The sequence below is a fragment of the Aeromonas sp. 602396 genome, from assembly GCF_049173735.1.
GTDB lineage: Bacteria > Pseudomonadota > Gammaproteobacteria > Enterobacterales > Aeromonadaceae > Aeromonas > Aeromonas veronii_A.
In genome coordinates this window covers 1-16344 of record NZ_JAAKSD010000009.1, presented here as the reverse complement: position 1 = coordinate 16344, position 16344 = coordinate 1, and the positions used below count along the sequence as shown (strand labels likewise).

Here is a 16344-nt window from a genome sequence, read left to right as displayed (position 1 = left end):
GAAATCTAAATTATTGTGCTATGTACTGAACATACCAATCATTAAATTGATTCTCAAACTCATCCATATTAATGTAGTTTACATTTTGTTCTTTTTTAGCATCAACATACATTACCATGGCTTTCTCAAAATTTGGTAACCACTCCCGGTTTTCACCTTTACCAAAATTATCATTATATATTCCAAATATAGGTTTTTTAAGCCCTGCAGCAATGTGTACTGTCGCCGTATCTACAGACACGATACCGATACTATTTCTTATTTGAGCGAATAGAACACCTAAAGAATGGGATGAGTCATGTGTGATAACTCTTTCCCTTAAGATATCAGGCATTCTCCTGATATTGTGTTCTGTTTCAATTTTCTTTATCGGTGGATAGAGCAAACATACATTATATCCAGGCTTGCTCAACATAACCTTCAGGATCTCAATAATTTTTTCATCATTAAATGTTCGTGAGCTGCCACTACCGTAAGGATTAAAACAGATTGTGGGATTATCAGGCCAGCTATATTTAACGCTTGACTCATCTTCAAGATATTCTGGAACAATATAATCTGTATCGGGGTTATCAACCCCCATTTTATTAACGGCCAAGGCAAACTTCTGTGAGAAGTGAATATTCTTGGTTAAATGACCAATTTTAATATTCACACATTTTATTTTGTCATCTATACCAATAACATTTTTTACAGATAATTTTGAGATAAAGAAAATATCTTTCATCTTCATTTCATTAGTAAGATGAACAAGATATTCAATATCTCCTATATCTCTAGCCAATGAGGCGAGTGCTGCATAACTTGGTCTTTTCGGAATAGAATAAACTTCATCAAAAAGAAACTGGTTTTTAAATAAAGACCTCATCTCAGGGGTTGTAATTGCAACTACTTTTTTGCCTGGAAACTTCTTTTTTATTTCACGAGCGACCCAAGATGATACTATGGCATCCCCCAATTTGGCATCCCAACGAACAAAGACTATAGCACCATCTTCATTTGAAGACGATCTCAAAGATCGGTCAAAAAGCACAATCCCTATTTTACGACGAATGATATCGCGCCATGATTGCAATTTCTTAATCATTTTCTTCCCTCCAAAGGCGATACCTTTATTGTGGTAATTAAAGCCGAAAATAAAAACATGAAGAATATCATCCCGGAGTTATGACTTATAAATGCTTGACTTAAGCTATAATCAACAAGAGTTAATGATGAAACCGCCAACATACTACTGACCAATAAGTTATCTCTATTTTTACTCGCAACCCAAAGTGGATAAAAGTACAGCAGGGCTAACATCAAGAAGCCTATAATGCCGCGTTTAGCCAATTCATCTAAAAATTGATTATGTGCATGTGAGTTAAAATTATAAATGAACTCAGATATAGAACCATTATTATATTGGTTTAATTGTGATAAGCGAATTCCGTTATTTCCCCAACCAAAAATTGGTTTTTCCAAAAAAGAGTTATATGCACTTTCCCACAACTGCAATCGAATGCCTAGAGATGTATCCGGATTCACACCATCAAAATAATGAACAACATCCGCTTTTGCATTATATATCCTATCCATTACGCCACTTTGCGGAAGCATAGCCAAGAAAAGCAACAAGGCACATACAGTGCTTGCATAGAGACCATCTTTCAGGGATAGCTGTTTTCTAAAATAAAAAACTATTGTAAACAAGACGATTGGAAGTAAAACCCAGCCACCTCTGGTCCCGGAGAGAAAACTGCCTATACCCCCCATTAAAAATGAAAGAAGCATAAAGGCAGCAATGTTTTTCTTCCCTAAATGGCGGAACCAGAAAAAAGCACACAGACATAACAATGCCAATGTCATGCTGATGTTTCCTGACTGAATTGGCATGCTTTCATCAAAAGCTCGAGGCATTCCAAGATAAAACTTTTCATATATTGCGATTAGACCTGAACTCACTGCTCCTATAGAGAGGCCAGCAATAAGAACGTTTATGTTAATGGGGAACACACTTAATAAAGGTAAGGTCATTGCAGCCATTAACAAGCGACTTGGTCGGTCTAACTCTTTGAGAGCGCCACCATCAATCCCGATTGATACTGCTTGGATGACAAAAAAAGAGATGAATATATATGATAATATTTTCACCTCTGAACTCATTGCCAAATAATATTTTTTACGCCAAAAGACAAAAACACTTGCCAAAACTAAAATGCTGGGCCCATATCCATAGCCACTGGGGACCGTTAAAACTATTGCGCCAAATAAAAAAGCTGCAAATTGCACAATAATATTTAGTCGTAGGCAATTTTTATCTAAATTCACAAGTTATTTCCTGAACACATAATTCCCACGAATTTTTCGCCACAGCCCGAATACATCGGTACGGGGGAAGATGGCAATCCGGCGGATCTGGAAAGGGTCCTGGTGCATCGCTTTGGGGCCGCTATTGGTAGCGACGGCAAAACGATACCCGGCGGTGATAGCCTGTTCCTTGGCACTCTCGTTCATATCTCCGTAAGGGTAGGCAAACGAGAGCAACGGATGGCCAAGCAGGGCCTCCAGTTGGCGTTTATTCTCCTGAATTTCATGGGCTTGCTGTTCGGGTGTGAGCTTGCTCAAGCGGGGGTGAGTCAGGGTATGACCACCAATTTCCACATGACCGCTGGCGGCCAGCGCCTTGACCTGCTCGCCACTCATCAATGAAACCTTGGTATCCGGATTGGTCGGATGCTCCACATCCCAACGGTTATAGCCTGCACCGGTGACCACGTACACCACGGCTTTGTAACCATATTTTTCCAGCAGCGGCAGCATGCGGGTCAGGTTGTCCTGATAGCCGTCATCGGCGGTGATCATCAGGTACTTCTTGCCGTATTGCAGACGGTGGATAAAGCCTTTGTCCGCCAAATCGCGGAAAGTCAGGGTTTCGTAGCCGAGCCACTTCATCAGTCGCAGATGCTTCTCGAACATGGTGATCGGCATCCAGGTGCCATGCACCCCTTTCTCGCTATCCTGTTCGATAAAACGGTGGTACATGATGACGGGCATCTCGCGGCGCAGGGTTTCGACTACGGCATCCTGATAGATGGTTTCGAGGCCGGATACTACCCCCTGCAAGCCATACTCATCCTGAATGCGTTGGCGAATGGCTTCCGGCACCACATTGCTTGCGAGGGCGGATTCGATTTCGCCCTTCAGCGCGGCAAAATCGATGGCCAGATCCTTGGGGCCGATATCGCCAAAATTACTCGCCAGAGCATCATCCAGATTCTGTTCGGTTACCAGACCAACTGCCTTGGCTTCACCAATGGCAAAGGCGGGCCGACCACAGAGCAGTGCTTCCATCGCTACCCGACCGGCGCCGATCACCAGATCGCAACTCGCCAGCAGAGCGGGCACATCGTCAACATAGCCAACAAACTCGGCACGGCCTTCGAAACGGGCAAAGCGCTCAGGCACCTTGGTACCACTGACAATCCGCACCTTGTAGGCATCCAGATCGAGTACCTCGTCGAGCAGACGGTAACAGAGCTCCCCTTTGGGGCCGCTCAAACGGCCAATGATGGCAATCACCGGCTTTGGGTTGTCCGGCGCTGGCACAGGCTGGAATTTGTCGGTTTCGATACCGTTGCGCAGCACCTGCACGATCGCGGGATCGACCCCCAGATTGTCGACAATCTGATGGGCAATATCCTCACAAACGGCAACTGCCCGATAGCCGAGAGCATGGAATGCCTTGCGCGAAGCGTGCACCGGCTGGCGACCATGAACCGTGGTGATCATCGGGGTGCCAGTCAGCTTGCAGGCCACATAACTGCTCCAGCCGGAGGCGCGGGAGTGAGCATGCACCAACTGGATATGGTGCTTTTTGATGAGATAGATAAGGTAGAAGACGTGCCAGAAGCGGCGCAGAATGCTGCGCTTGTTGAATCTCAGCTTGAAGACTGGGCCAAGAGTCGGCTTGGTCAGGGTATCTGATACATAAAAGACGTTGTGACCACGCCGGGTCAGTTCGTTACCGACCGTGGTGGCATAGACCTCAGCTCCCGTTACCTCGAGCTGGGAGAGTGCCATCAATATATTCATCGCGCGGTTACCCGGTAGAGAAGAGAGGAACGGCAAGCAGCCACAGAGACCAGAAACCGGAAGCAGGCGAGTGCCCACTTCCGGTTTTGCGCTCAAACTGCCGCGTTGTGCTCACCCGTTAGCGGTTGAGCCAGGCCATGTAATCCGCTACCCCTTCGGCAACGGTTTTAAACTCGGCGTCATAACCCACGCTGCGCAGCTTGGTCATGTCAGCCTGGGTGAAGCTCTGGTAGCGACCCTTGAGGTGATCCGGGAAGGGAATGTACTCAATGGCTCCCTTCTGATGATGCTTGATCACCGCTTCGGCCACGTTCTGGAAAGGCTCGGCACGACCGGTACCGCAGTTGAAGATGCCGGAGTGCTGCGGGTTCTGCCAGAACCAGAGGTTTACCTTGCAGACATCGTCGATATAGATGAAGTCACGCATCTGGCCACCGTTCGGGAAGCCATCGCAACCTTCGAACAGCTTGGGATTCTCGCCCTTCTTCACCTGGGTATTGAGGTGGAAGGCGACGGAAGCCATAGAGCCTTTGTGCTGCTCGCGCGGGCCGTAGACGTTGAAGTACTTCAGGCCAACGACCTGAGAGTTGATCTCCGGCATCCAGCGGCGCACGTACTGGTCAAACAGCTGCTTGGAGTAGCCATAGACGTTGAGCGGCTGCTCGAACTTGGGATCTTCGATGAAGTTGTCGTTGCGGCCACCGTAGGTCGCGGCAGAAGAGGCGTAGATGAACGGAATTTCACGCTCGATGCAGTAGTGGAACAGATCCTTGGAGTACTCGTAGTTGACCTCCATGATGAACTTGCCGTTCCACTCGGTCGTCGCAGAGCAGGCGCCTTCGTGGAAGATCACCTCGATGCCGTTGTCCCACTCTTCAAACTCGTCACCGGAGACGATGCGAGCCTGAAACTCGTCTTTGTCCATGTAGTCAGCGATGGTCAGATCGACCAGGTTGACGAACTTGGTGCCGTCGGTCAGGTCATCAATGACCACGATATCGGTCCGTCCTTGAGCGTTCAGCTGCTTGACCAGATTGCTGCCGATAAAGCCAGCACCGCCAGTTACTACGATCATGGAGTTTGCCTCTCGTACGTTGATGGCTACATGTGACTGCTTGTTAAAGCTGTGTATAGTGAGCCAATTTGAAATTGCCGAAAAGTTTATCACGGGCCGTCCGGGGATTCGACCTTGTTCAAAACTGCCCCGAGCGGAACCTGTTGGAGGAATGAGTGATGAAAACCAGAGACAGGATCATTCACAGCGCGACCGAGCTGTTCAACGATCAGGGTGAACGCAACATCACCACCAACCATATTGCGGCGCACATGGGCATCAGCCCGGGCAACCTCTACTACCACTTCCGCAATAAAGAAGACATCATCCACTCCATCTTCGACCAGTATGCCCGCCACCTGAGCGAGAGCTTCGTGCCGACCCGCAACCGTGAGATCACCCTGCAGGACCTGATGGGCTATCTGGATGCCATCTTCTATCTGATGTGGCAGTTCCGCTTCTTCTACGCCAATCTGCCGGACATCCTGAGCCGTGACGAACCACTGCAGCAGAAGTACCTCAAGGCCCAAGAGCAGATGCGCTCCTCCGTGGTCGCCCTGCTCAGAAGCCTGCGCGAAGGGGGCATTATCGACGTCAGCGATGACGACCTGCCGGATCTGGGCCAGACCATCAAGATGGTGGTGACCTGCTGGATCCCGTTCCAGATTGCCCAAGCCCCCAACACCCGCATCACCAAACCTCTGCTCTATCAGGGCGTATTAAAGGTGCTGTTCCTGCTGCGCCCCTATGTGCAACCCCAGGTGGCCGGACAGATCCAGCAACTGGAACAGCACTACCGTCAGCTGGCCCAACCAGCTGGGTGAGATCTGTTTCACATTTGTTGAATATCAGCACAATCATTTGAATTTACCGCAACAGATTGCAGTAAAATGTCGCCCTCTGTTGATACGCAGCTGAAATAGCCACTAAGGATCGAGGATGTCTAACGGATTCTATCGTCACCTGACCGAGCAACTGAACCAGGTGCAAGCTGAAGGGTTGTACAAGCAGGAGCGCATCATCACCTCCGCCCAACAGGCCAGCATCGCCGTCGGCGGTGAGCAGGTACTGAACTTCTGTGCCAACAACTATCTTGGGCTGGCCAACCACCCGGATCTGATCGCTGCCGCCCATCAGGGACTCGACAGCCACGGCTTCGGCATGGCCTCGGTGCGCTTCATCTGCGGCACTCAGGACCAGCATAAAGCGCTGGAGCAGAAGATGTCCGCCTTCCTCGGCACCGAGGACACCATCCTCTACTCCTCCTGCTTCGATGCCAATGGCGGTCTTTTTGAGACCCTGTTCGGCGCCGAAGATGCCATCATCTCCGATGCCCTCAACCACGCCTCCATCATCGACGGCGTGCGGCTGTGCAAGGCCAAGCGCTATCGCTACGCCAACAACGACATGACCGAGCTGGAAGCCCAGCTCAAACAGGCTGACGCCGATGGCGCCCGCTTCAAGCTGATCGCCACCGACGGCGTTTTCTCCATGGATGGGGTCATCGCCGACCTCAAATCCATCTGCGATCTGGCGGACAAATACGATGCACTGGTGATGGTGGATGACTCCCATGCCGTCGGCTTTATCGGTGAAAACGGTCGTGGCACCCACGAATATTGCGGCGTGATGGATCGGGTCGACATCATCACCGGCACCCTGGGCAAGGCGCTCGGCGGCGCATCCGGCGGCTATACCTCCGGCAAGAAAGAGGTGATCGACTGGCTGCGTCAGCGCTCCCGCCCGTACCTCTTCTCCAACTCGCTGGCCCCCTCCATCGTTGCCGCCACCATCAAGGTGATCGACATGCTGGCGGAAGGTCACGACCTGCGCGCACGTCTGAAAGAGAACAGCCGTTACTTCCGCGAGCGGATGAGCGCAGCCGGTTTCACCTTGGCAGGCGCCGACCACGCCATCATTCCGGTGATGCTGGGGGATGCCAAACTCGCCTCCGAAATGGCAAGCCGCATGCTGGCAGCCGGCATCTATGTGGTGGGCTTCTCCTTCCCGGTCGTGCCCAAGGGTCAGGCGCGCATTCGCACCCAAATGTCTGCCGCCCATACCCGCGAGCAGCTGGACAAGGCGATCGACGCCTTTATCCGCATCGGCCGTGAACTCGGCGTTATCTGATTTGAATCAAGGGGCTGCAGCCCCTTTTTTCTGCATTCATATTGAAGGAACAGCCATGAAAGCACTCTCCAAACTGCACAAAGAGGTCGGCATCTGGATGACGGATGTACCGGCCCCCGAGCTCGGCCACAACGACCTGCTGATCAAGATCCGCAAAACCGCCATCTGCGGCACCGATATCCACATCTACAACTGGGACGAGTGGTCCCAGAAGACCATTCCGGTACCCATGGTGGTCGGCCATGAATATGTTGGGGAAGTGGTAGCCATCGGTCAGGAGGTGCGCGGCTTCGCCATCGGCGATCGGGTCTCCGGTGAAGGGCATATCACCTGCGGTCACTGCCGTAACTGCCGCGCTGGCCGCACTCACCTCTGCCGCAACACCATTGGTGTTGGCGTCAACCGCCCGGGCGCCTTTGCCGAGTATCTGGTGATCCCCGCATTCAACGCCTTCAAGCTGCCGGACAATATCCCGGACGAGCTGGCTGCCATCTTCGACCCGTTCGGCAATGCGGTGCACACCGCCCTCTCCTTCGATCTGGTGGGTGAAGATGTGCTCATTACCGGGGCAGGCCCCATCGGCATCATGGCCGCCGCCGTCTGCCGCCATGTGGGTGCGCGCCACGTGGTGATCACCGACGTCAACGAATATCGACTGGAGCTGGCCCGCAAGATGGGCGCTACCCGCGCGGTCAACGTGGCCAAGGAGAAGTTGGCCGACGTGATGAGCGAGCTGGGCATGACCGAAGGGTTCGACGTGGGGCTGGAGATGTCCGGCGTCCCGAGCGCCTTCCAGGAGATGCTCGACAAGATGAACCATGGCGGCAAGATCGCCATGCTCGGCATTCCCCCCTCCACCATGGCCATCGACTGGAACAAGGTGATCTTCAAGGGGCTGTTTATCAAAGGGATCTATGGCCGCGAGATGTTCGAGACCTGGTACAAAATGGCCAGCCTGATCCAGTCCGGGCTGGATCTCTCCCCCATCATCACCCACAGATTCCACATCGACGAATTCCAGCAGGGGTTCGATGCGATGCGCTCCGGCCACTCCGGCAAGGTGATCCTGAGCTGGGATAAATAGGCCGTTTCACCCCTTGGTTAACCGAAACCCGGCGAATGCCGGGTTTCTTTTTATCTCCACCGCCCGAATTGCCGTGATATCGACCAAAACTTTGTACGCAGAGTGTTTAACACTTCACACACAAGCGTTTAAATGGCTGTAACTATTCGGTTATAATCCCGTCGTTTACATGGATAATAAAAGACTGCTGGGAGTATATGAGCGTGTTGAAAAAACTGAGCTATTTGCTGGCTGTCGGGATGACGGCCGCCAGCTTGTCTGGGGCAGTGCTTGCTGCCGATGAGATGTCACCGGAGGCCATTGCCGAGCGGATCAAACCAATCGGTCAGGTCTATACCGCCAAGGATCTGGAAGGTATTGCCGGCGCGAGTGCTGCACCGACGGCGGCCGCCTCTTCCGGTCCCCGCGATGGCGAAACGGTATACAAGGGCGCCTGCTTTGCCTGTCACGACACCGGCGCCGCCGGTGCCCCCAAACGGGGTGACAAGGCCGCCTGGGATCCTCGCATCGCTCAGGGCATTGATACTCTCAAGAAACATGCCATCGAAGGCTTCACCGGCAAGTCCGGCATGATGCCTCCACGCGGCACTTGTGCGAGCTGCAGCGACGAAGAGATTGAAAACGCCATTCACTACATGACTGACAACCTCTAAGTATTTGAAAGGGCCGCAATTGCGGCCCTTTCAATCTATCGGCTTCCGACTACTCTTGTAGGGTAGGCATAGTCGGGAGTTGCTCATGTCGCCCCATTCCACCGAATCCCACTACTCAACTCCTCTGCTGGCGTTGGTCTCTGCCATTATGGATTTTCCGGCTCCCCCTACAGCGCAGAGCAGCGATTATGATGATCTGATAAAGCAGATAAACCAGCTCTGCCCGTTGCAGCATTTCGGCATGCTGGGCCTCTCCGACAGTGGTCTGAACTGGCTCTACGCCTACAAAATCAGCGATACCTTCAAGCAACAACTGGGGCGGGAGCAGTCCCGCATCACCGATCAGCTCACCCAGCTCGATGAGGCCGAAGGGTGGTGCGTCTTTCCTATCGAACATGGTCAGGTGCAGTGGCTGCTGGCTCGCGGCGAACCATCCGACCTGCCCACATTACGCCTGCTGCTGGAGTGTCTATCCAAACGGCTGACCGAAACCCAAGCGGGCTCCCATCTCACCGAGCTGCCTTCTCCGCTGATCCGCAAAGACCCGAACTGGAAAAAGAAAATCGAGAGCATCAGCCGCATCATGCGACTGGCCAACACCCTGCCCGGTCAGGCGCTCTTCTCCCAGCTGGAGGCGGTGCTGCGCCAGATGCTCGCCATTGAGGATATGCTGCTGGTCAGGCTCCACAGCCATACGCTTGAGAAGATTTATCCCGCACATCCTCGTCAAAGCGACGAATTCATCAGCGGTTTGTGCCACAGCACCAGCAATATCGAGGTCAACAGGGAGGCAACCTACTGGCACAGCATGCCGCTACGGCTGCAACAACAGTACTTCGCCCACTTCATCATCAGCACCGCGCAACCGCTGGAGACAGACGACAAGCTGTTTCTCGACTTCCTGCGTGGCCAGCTTACCCTGCTGTTGGAGCTGAAGCGGATCCGCCAGCAGCTTAACGACATCAATAGTGAAGACTCCATCAACCAGCGGCTGCAACAGCTGCGTCAGACCAACCTCAGGCTGCAAAAGCAGCTCAAGCAGCATCAGGAGCTGGAACGGCGGCTGCAATTCGATGCGCTTCACGACCCGCTGACCCAGCTACCGAACCGGGCGCTGTTGATGAACCACCTCAATCAAGCCATGACCCACTACAACCGCTACAAGTCACCGGGGTTTGCGGTGATCTTCATCGATGTGGATCACTTCAAGCAGATCAATGACACCCTGGGCCACAGTGCTGGTGATCAGCTGCTCAAGGAGGTAAGCCGCCGCCTGCAGACCTGCATCCGGCAAAACGATATGGTGGCCAGATTGGGGGGCGACGAGTTCGTCATCTATCTCGATAGCAGCAAACATGAAGATGACATCAGCCCGGTGCTCAACCGTATCATCAGCCGCCTCTCCTATCCGTTCCGGCTGCTTGGCAATGAGCTGAGTATTACCGTCAGCCTAGGGGTATCGAGTGTGTCCGAACAGACATCGGATATCAGCCAGTTACTCCACCAGGCCGATCTGGCCATGTACCAGGCCAAACGCAATGGCCGCAGCCGCATCGTCAGCTACTCGGATGATTGCATCAACCAGAACTGGAATTCGCCGGAAGAGATGCTGGCTCGGGCCCTGCGGGAAGGGCGTATCGTCCCCTACTACCAACCGGTGATCCGGCTACAGGATAGCCGCCTGACCGGTCTGGAGGTGATGGCGCGCTGGCTGACCGAAGAGGGAATTCTGAAGGATGCATTCGACTTTATTCCGCTGGCGGAGCAATGTGGCCTGATTCTGGAGCTGGATTATCAGATCCTGCGCCACACCTGCCAGCAACTGAAAGTGTGGCTTCCGATCTCGGGCCAGAGCAAGTTCAAGGTCGCCATCAACCTCTCCGGCAAACATCTGGTCAACCATGATCACATCATGCGGTTGGTGGACATTATCGATGAGGAGGGGATAGCACCAGGCTATCTGATCTTTGAATTCAACGAGCGGGAGCTGTCGCGGCAGGATTCCGATGCGCTGGCCTCCCTGCATGAACTGCGTGCCAAGGGCATTCAGATCAGCCTGGACGACTTTGGTACCGGCTTCTCCTCCCTCAACGCCCTGTTCCATTTCCCGGTAGATTACATCAAGGTGGATGACAGCTTTACCCAGCGGATGCTGCAGTCCCCCAAAGATCTGGCGCTGATCCGCGCCATGCGGGATATCTGTCAGGATCTCGATTACACCCTTGTGGTTGAAGGCATTGAGAACCAGCAGCAGTTACAGAAGCTGATAGATATCGGCTGCCGGATGGGGCAAGGACGCTATATATCTCCCCCCATGCCGGGAGCAGACATCATTCCACTGCTATCCCCCGGCAACGCAACCTCCTAATCTTTCTTGAACATGGCGCGCAGATTGGCCACCGCCATCTGCCCCTTCTGCTGGCGCTCCTCGGCAGTCACCTTCTTCTGGTTTTCCCATTCAAGATCATCCTGCGGCAGCTCCAGCAGGAAGCGGCTAGGCTCCGGACGTACCGACTCGCCAAACTGACGCCGCTCCTTGCAGAGGGTGAAGGTCAGTTCGGTCTGAGCCCGGGTGATCCCCACGTAGGCGAGACGCCGCTCCTCCTCCACATTGTCCTCGTCGATGCTGGTCTGGTGGGGCAGCAAGCCCTCCTCCATCCCCACCATATAGACATAGGGGAACTCCAACCCCTTGGAGGCATGCAGGGTCATCAACTGCACCTGATCGGCGTCGTCCTCCCCCTCGTTGCGCTCCATCATGTCACGCAGGGTGAGGCGAGTGACCACCTGAGCCAACGTCATCGACTCCTCCAGCTCATCCCCTTCCAGCATCTCGGTGATCCAGCGATAGAGGGTGGAGACGTTCTGCATCCGCATTTCGGCCGCTTTCGGGCTGGGGGAGGTCTCGTAGAGCCACTCTTCGTAGTGGATCTCCTTGATCATGTCCCGCACCGCCTCCACCGGATTGCCACGCAGCGCCTGATCGCCAAGGCGTACCAGCCAGTTGGTGAAGGCCTGTAATGCAGTGAGGCCACGGCCTGAGAGGTGCTGCTCCAGCCCCAGCTCGAAGCTGGCGGCAAACAGACTCTTGCCGCGCTGATTGGCATACTGACCCAGTTTTTCGAGGGTAGTGGGGCCAATCTCGCGGCGCGGCAGGTTGACCACCCGCAGGAAGGCGGTGTCCTCATCCGGGTTCACCAGCAGCTTGAGGTAGGCCATGATGTCCTTGATCTCGGTACGGGAGAAAAACGAGGTGCCGCCGGAGATACGGTAAGGGATCCGGTTGGTCATCAGCGCCTTCTCGAAGATGCGCGACTGATGGTTGCCCCGATAGAGGATGGCGTAATCCTTGAACCGGGTACGGTTCATAAACTTGTGGCCCATCATCTCGGCAGCGATCCGCTCCGCTTCGTGCTCCTCGTTCTTGGCGAACAGTACCTTGAGCTTCACCCCTTCATCCAACTCGGAGAAGAGCGCCTTGTCATAGACGTGCGGGTTGTTGGCGATCAGGATGTTGGCGCACTTGAGGATCCGCCGCTTGGAGCGGTAGTTCTGCTCCAGCTTGATCAGCTTGAGGCTGGGGAAATCTTCACTCAGCAGCACCAGATTCTGCGGCTTGGCACCGCGCCAGGAGTAGATGGACTGGTCATCGTCCCCTACCACGGTAAAACGGGCACGCTCGCCGACGATCTGCTTCACCAGCTCGTACTGGCTGGTGTTGGTGTCTTGGTACTCATCGACCAGCAGATAGCGGATTTTGTTCTGCCAGCGCTCACGCACCTCCTGATTGCTCTTGAGCAGCAGGGTCGGCATCACGATGAGGTCGTCAAAATCCAGCGCGTTATAGGCCACCATCTGGCGGTGATAGCGCTCGTAGAGCTGGGCCATCAGCACCTCTTCCGGCCCGCGGGCGATGCGCATGGCACGGGCGGGCAGGATAAGGTCGTTCTTCCAGTTGGAGATTTGGCTGATAAGGGCCGAGAGCTTGTCCTTGTCGTTGTCGAGCTCGTCTTCAGTCAATTCTTTCAGCAGCGCCAGCTGGTCGGTGTCATCGAACAGGGAGAAGTTGGCCTTGAGATTCAGGCTCTTGTGCTCACGACGAATGATATCGAGACCCAGTGTATGGAAGGTGGAGACCATCAGCCCCCGCGCCTCCTTACGTCCCAGGGTCTGGCCGACCCGCTCCTTCATCTCCCGCGCCGCCTTGTTGGTAAAGGTGACCGCAGCGATGTTGCGCGCACTGTAGCCGCACTGCTGCACCAGATAGGCAATCTTGTTGGTGATGACGCGGGTCTTGCCCGATCCGGCACCCGCCAGCACCAGGCAAGGGCCGGAGACATACTTGACCGCTTCGTTCTGATTGGGGTTGAGCTTCATGGGCCGGATCTCTTGGCTTATGATGAGGGGCGGCATTGTACCAGAAATCACCCGACGAGCCGTACCTGCTGCACGGCAGGCAACCGCCCATCTGGCTTATCGCGCCTTGTGTTCGGGCGCTATTTTCAGGATCATGGCCGACCTTTCGAGATGATGACTTTTTCCAGATGATGAGGGGAACATGAATCAGCAACAGCACGACCAACTGCGCAGCCAGTTTCCGGCCTTGGCGCAGGAGGTAAACGGCCACCCTCTGGTCTATCTGGACAACGCCGCCACCACCCAGAAGCCGCAAGCGGTACTGGATGCCATCGCTCACTACTATGGGGCCGACAACGCCAACGTGCACCGCGCAGCCCACGCCCTGAGTGGTCGCGCAACCCGCGCCTTCGAGGCCGCCCGCGAGACGGTCGCCCGCTTCATCAATGCACCCCGCAGCCAAGAGGTGATCTGGACCCGCGGCACCACGGAAGCGATCAATCTGGTGGCCCAGAGCTGGGGGCTGAACGAACTCAAGACAGGGGACGAAATCATCCTCAGCACGCTGGAGCACCACGCCAACATAGTCCCGTGGCAACTGGTCGCCCAGCGTACCGGCGCCCTGATCCGGGTTATCCCCCTCGATGAGCGGGGCGATCTCGATCTGGCCACCTATCACGCCATGCTGGGACCACGCACCCGGCTGGTGAGCGTAGCCCACGTCTCCAATGCCCTCGGCACCATCAATCCGGTCGCCCGGATGGTGGCGGCCGCCAAAGCGGTTGGCGCCGTGACACTGATCGACGGCGCCCAGGCGGTGGCTCATCTCGAGGTGGATGTGCAGGCCATCGGCTGCGACTTCTACGCTTTCTCCGGCCACAAACTCTATGGCCCGACCGGCATCGGCGTGTTGTGGGGCCGCACCGAGCTATTGGAACGGATGCCGCCCTGGCAAGCAGGTGGCGAGATGATCGATCGGGTCAGTTTCAGCGGCACCACCTTCAATAGCCTGCCCTTCAAGTTCGAGGCGGGCACTCCCCATATCGCTGGCGCTATCGGCCTCGCCGCCGCCATCGACTTTGTGATGGCGCAAGATCGGCAATGGCTCGCCCAACATGAGCAGGCACTGACCGACTATTTGGTCGCTGGCCTGCAACAGGTGCCGGGGTTGCGTCTGGTCGGCGAACCCAGCCAACGCGCCGGTGCTGTCTCTTTCTTGCTCGACGACATCCACCCGCAAGATGCTGCTACCCTGCTCGACATGCAGGGGATCGCCCTGCGAGTCGGCCATCACTGCGCCATGCCGCTGATGGAGTCGCTCGGGATCGGCGGCACCATGCGCGCCTCGCTGGCTTGCTACAACAATCGGGATGATGTCGACGCCCTGCTGGCCGCCCTGCACAAACTCAGTGACTTCTTCTAAGGCAGACAACCGAATGAGTGACCTCGCAAGCTATACCCAGATTGGCCTTGAGCCCAACGCCGACACCATCCGCCAGCAGTTTGCCGCCGCTCACGGCTGGGAGAACCAGTACCGGCTCATCATCCAGCTCGGCAAACAGCTGCCAGCGCTACCCGGCGAATGGCAGCAGGAGGAGTTCCGCCTCAAGGGTTGTGAAAGCCAGGCGTGGCTGAAGGGAGAGCAAAGCGAGGATGGTTGCTGGCACTTTGCCTGTGATTCCGATGCCCGCATCGTGCGCGGGTTGATCGTCATCGTGCTGGCGGCGCTCAACCACCAATCGTCTGTGGCGATCCAGGCGTTTGATATGGAAGGGTATTTTACCGAACTTGGGCTTGAGAAACACTTGAGCCCGTCACGAGGTAACGGGCTCAGAGCGATCGTGCTGGCGATCCGGGAGCAGGCTGTCTAACCCGCCTTGTTCAGTGGTCTATTACGCTTCGCCAATCGACCCTGCCTCTTCATTCCCGGCCTCTTTCTCAGCGCGGGCACCCCGCTCGGCAATCTTCTTCAATACCCGAGACGCGGCAACCAGTCCAAAAGTGGCCGTCACCGGCGTCACGGCGCCAAAGCCTGAGGCGCAATCCATCTTCATGGTGCCATCGCTGGCCGCCTTGGCCTGACAGGTGCCACCATTGCCATCCGGATAGCTCAGCTGCTCGGTTGAGAAGACACACTCCACCCCGAACTTGCGCGCCGGATTCTTGCTGAAGTTGTGCAACCGGCGCAGGTCGGAGCGCACCTTGGCTGCCAACGGATCTTGAATGGTCTTGGCCAGGTCCGCCACGGTGATTTGGGTCGGATCCATCTGCCCGCCAGCACCACCCGCCACAATCACCGGGATCTTGTTGCGCTTGCAGAAGGCAATCAGCGCCACCTTGGCCTTGACCGAATCGATGGCATCCACCACATAGTCAAACTCCCGCTTGATATGCTCGGCCAGGTTGTCGGCAGTAACGAAATCATCCACCTCGATCACTTCGCAATCTGGATTGATGGCGCGAATACGCTCGGCCATCACCTCGGTCTTGAGGCGACCGACCGTCCCCTGCATAGCGTGGATCTGGCGATTGGTGTTGGTGATGCAGATATCGTCCATGTCGATCAGGGTGATCTGGTTGATACCGGCACGGGCCAGCGCCTCGGCCGCCCAGGAGCCAACGCCGCCGATCCCCACCACACAGACCTTGGCCTGGCTAAAGGAATGCAATGCGTTCTGACCATAAAGACGGGCAATGCCCCCGAATCGCTGTAGATATTCTGCTTTCATACCACCACCTTGCTTGAGGGCGGCCATTATAGCGGCAACCAGAGCCAGCGGCGATGGCAGAACCGGAGAAAATAGGGGAGGAAAAACAGGGAAAACGGCAGAGAAGAGAGAATAAAAGGTCAATTTTCAGACTATTTGCTGAATTACACGCAATAAAAAACCCCGCTCGATGAGCGGGGTTTCTTGTATTGGGTGCCTGGCAGTGTCCTACTCTCGCATGGCGAATGCCACACTACCATCGGCGCTACCGCGTTTCACTTCTGA

At 55.0% G+C, this 16344-nt stretch carries 13 protein-coding genes; 7 read left to right on the top strand and 6 right to left on the bottom strand.

The window, feature by feature from the left end; translation table 11 throughout:
• Positions 1–10 precede the first annotated feature (10 nt).
• From G5229_RS12060 to rfaD, 4 genes are all read right to left on the bottom strand, one after another.
• Entirely contained in the window at positions 11–1087 is a 1077-nt protein-coding gene (locus G5229_RS12060) for a glycosyltransferase family 9 protein (RefSeq protein ID WP_421209187.1), read from the bottom strand.
• Positions 1084–2310: an O-antigen ligase family protein gene (locus G5229_RS12055; protein WP_421209186.1), complete on the bottom strand. Its 1227-nt coding sequence runs from the start codon at positions 2308–2310 to the stop codon at positions 1084–1086. The genes G5229_RS12060 and G5229_RS12055 overlap by 4 nt, the downstream gene beginning before the upstream one ends.
• Before the next feature lie 3 nt (positions 2311–2313).
• Positions 2314–4074 (bottom strand): polysaccharide deacetylase family protein, encoded by a 1761-nt coding sequence (locus G5229_RS12050; RefSeq protein WP_421209185.1) that lies wholly within the window; start codon positions 4072–4074, stop codon positions 2314–2316.
• Positions 4075–4192: 118 nt separating this feature from the next.
• Positions 4193–5149, bottom strand: a complete 957-nt coding sequence (rfaD, locus tag G5229_RS12045; protein WP_005340846.1) for an ADP-glyceromanno-heptose 6-epimerase — start codon at positions 5147–5149, stop codon at positions 4193–4195.
• A 158-nt stretch (positions 5150–5307) separates the two neighbouring features.
• Here rfaD and G5229_RS12040 point away from each other — a divergent pair, with 158 nt between their 5' ends.
• The 5 genes from G5229_RS12040 to G5229_RS12020 all read left to right on the top strand — a co-directional run bounded on the left by G5229_RS12040 (position 5308) and on the right by G5229_RS12020 (position 11363).
• Positions 5308–5952, top strand: coding sequence for a TetR/AcrR family transcriptional regulator (locus tag G5229_RS12040; protein ID WP_100644767.1), 645 nt, complete (start codon positions 5308–5310; stop codon positions 5950–5952).
• 115 nt (positions 5953–6067) lie between these two features.
• On the top strand, positions 6068–7258 hold the full coding sequence (locus tag G5229_RS12035) for a glycine C-acetyltransferase (protein WP_216952604.1): 1191 nt from the start codon (positions 6068–6070) through the stop codon (positions 7256–7258).
• A gap of 55 nt (positions 7259–7313) precedes the next feature.
• Entirely contained in the window at positions 7314–8342 is a 1029-nt protein-coding gene (tdh, locus tag G5229_RS12030; RefSeq protein WP_005340852.1) for an L-threonine 3-dehydrogenase, read from the top strand.
• 197 nt (positions 8343–8539) lie between these two features.
• Positions 8540–8995 (top strand): c-type cytochrome, encoded by a 456-nt coding sequence (locus G5229_RS12025; protein ID WP_227341639.1) that lies wholly within the window; start codon positions 8540–8542, stop codon positions 8993–8995.
• An 85-nt stretch (positions 8996–9080) separates the two neighbouring features.
• The gene (locus G5229_RS12020; protein ID WP_216979758.1) at positions 9081–11363 is read left to right on the top strand and encodes a putative bifunctional diguanylate cyclase/phosphodiesterase; all 2283 of its coding nucleotides are present in this window, start codon (positions 9081–9083) and stop codon (positions 11361–11363) included.
• Here G5229_RS12020 and rep read toward each other — a convergent pair.
• Positions 11360–13372: a DNA helicase Rep gene (gene rep / locus G5229_RS12015; protein WP_421209184.1), complete on the bottom strand. Its 2013-nt coding sequence runs from the start codon at positions 13370–13372 to the stop codon at positions 11360–11362. The genes G5229_RS12020 and rep overlap by 4 nt on opposite strands.
• A 181-nt stretch (positions 13373–13553) precedes the next feature.
• On the opposite strand from rep, the gene G5229_RS12010 reads away from it, so the two are divergent.
• Together G5229_RS12010 and G5229_RS12005 are read left to right on the top strand one after the other, a co-directional pair.
• Complete coding sequence (locus tag G5229_RS12010) at positions 13554–14774, top strand: SufS family cysteine desulfurase (RefSeq protein ID WP_421209183.1); 1221 nt, start codon at positions 13554–13556, stop codon at positions 14772–14774.
• A 13-nt stretch (positions 14775–14787) separates the two neighbouring features.
• The gene (locus G5229_RS12005; protein ID WP_227341642.1) at positions 14788–15222 is read left to right on the top strand and encodes a SufE family protein; all 435 of its coding nucleotides are present in this window, start codon (positions 14788–14790) and stop codon (positions 15220–15222) included.
• Between the two features lie 21 nt (positions 15223–15243).
• Here the strand turns inward: G5229_RS12005 and tcdA are convergent, their stop codons facing one another.
• Positions 15244–16080 carry a tRNA cyclic N6-threonylcarbamoyladenosine(37) synthase TcdA gene (tcdA, locus tag G5229_RS12000; RefSeq protein ID WP_421209182.1) on the bottom strand — a complete coding sequence of 279 codons (837 nt, stop codon included), beginning with the start codon at positions 16078–16080 and terminating at the stop codon, positions 15244–15246.
• Positions 16081–16344 lie beyond the last annotated feature (264 nt).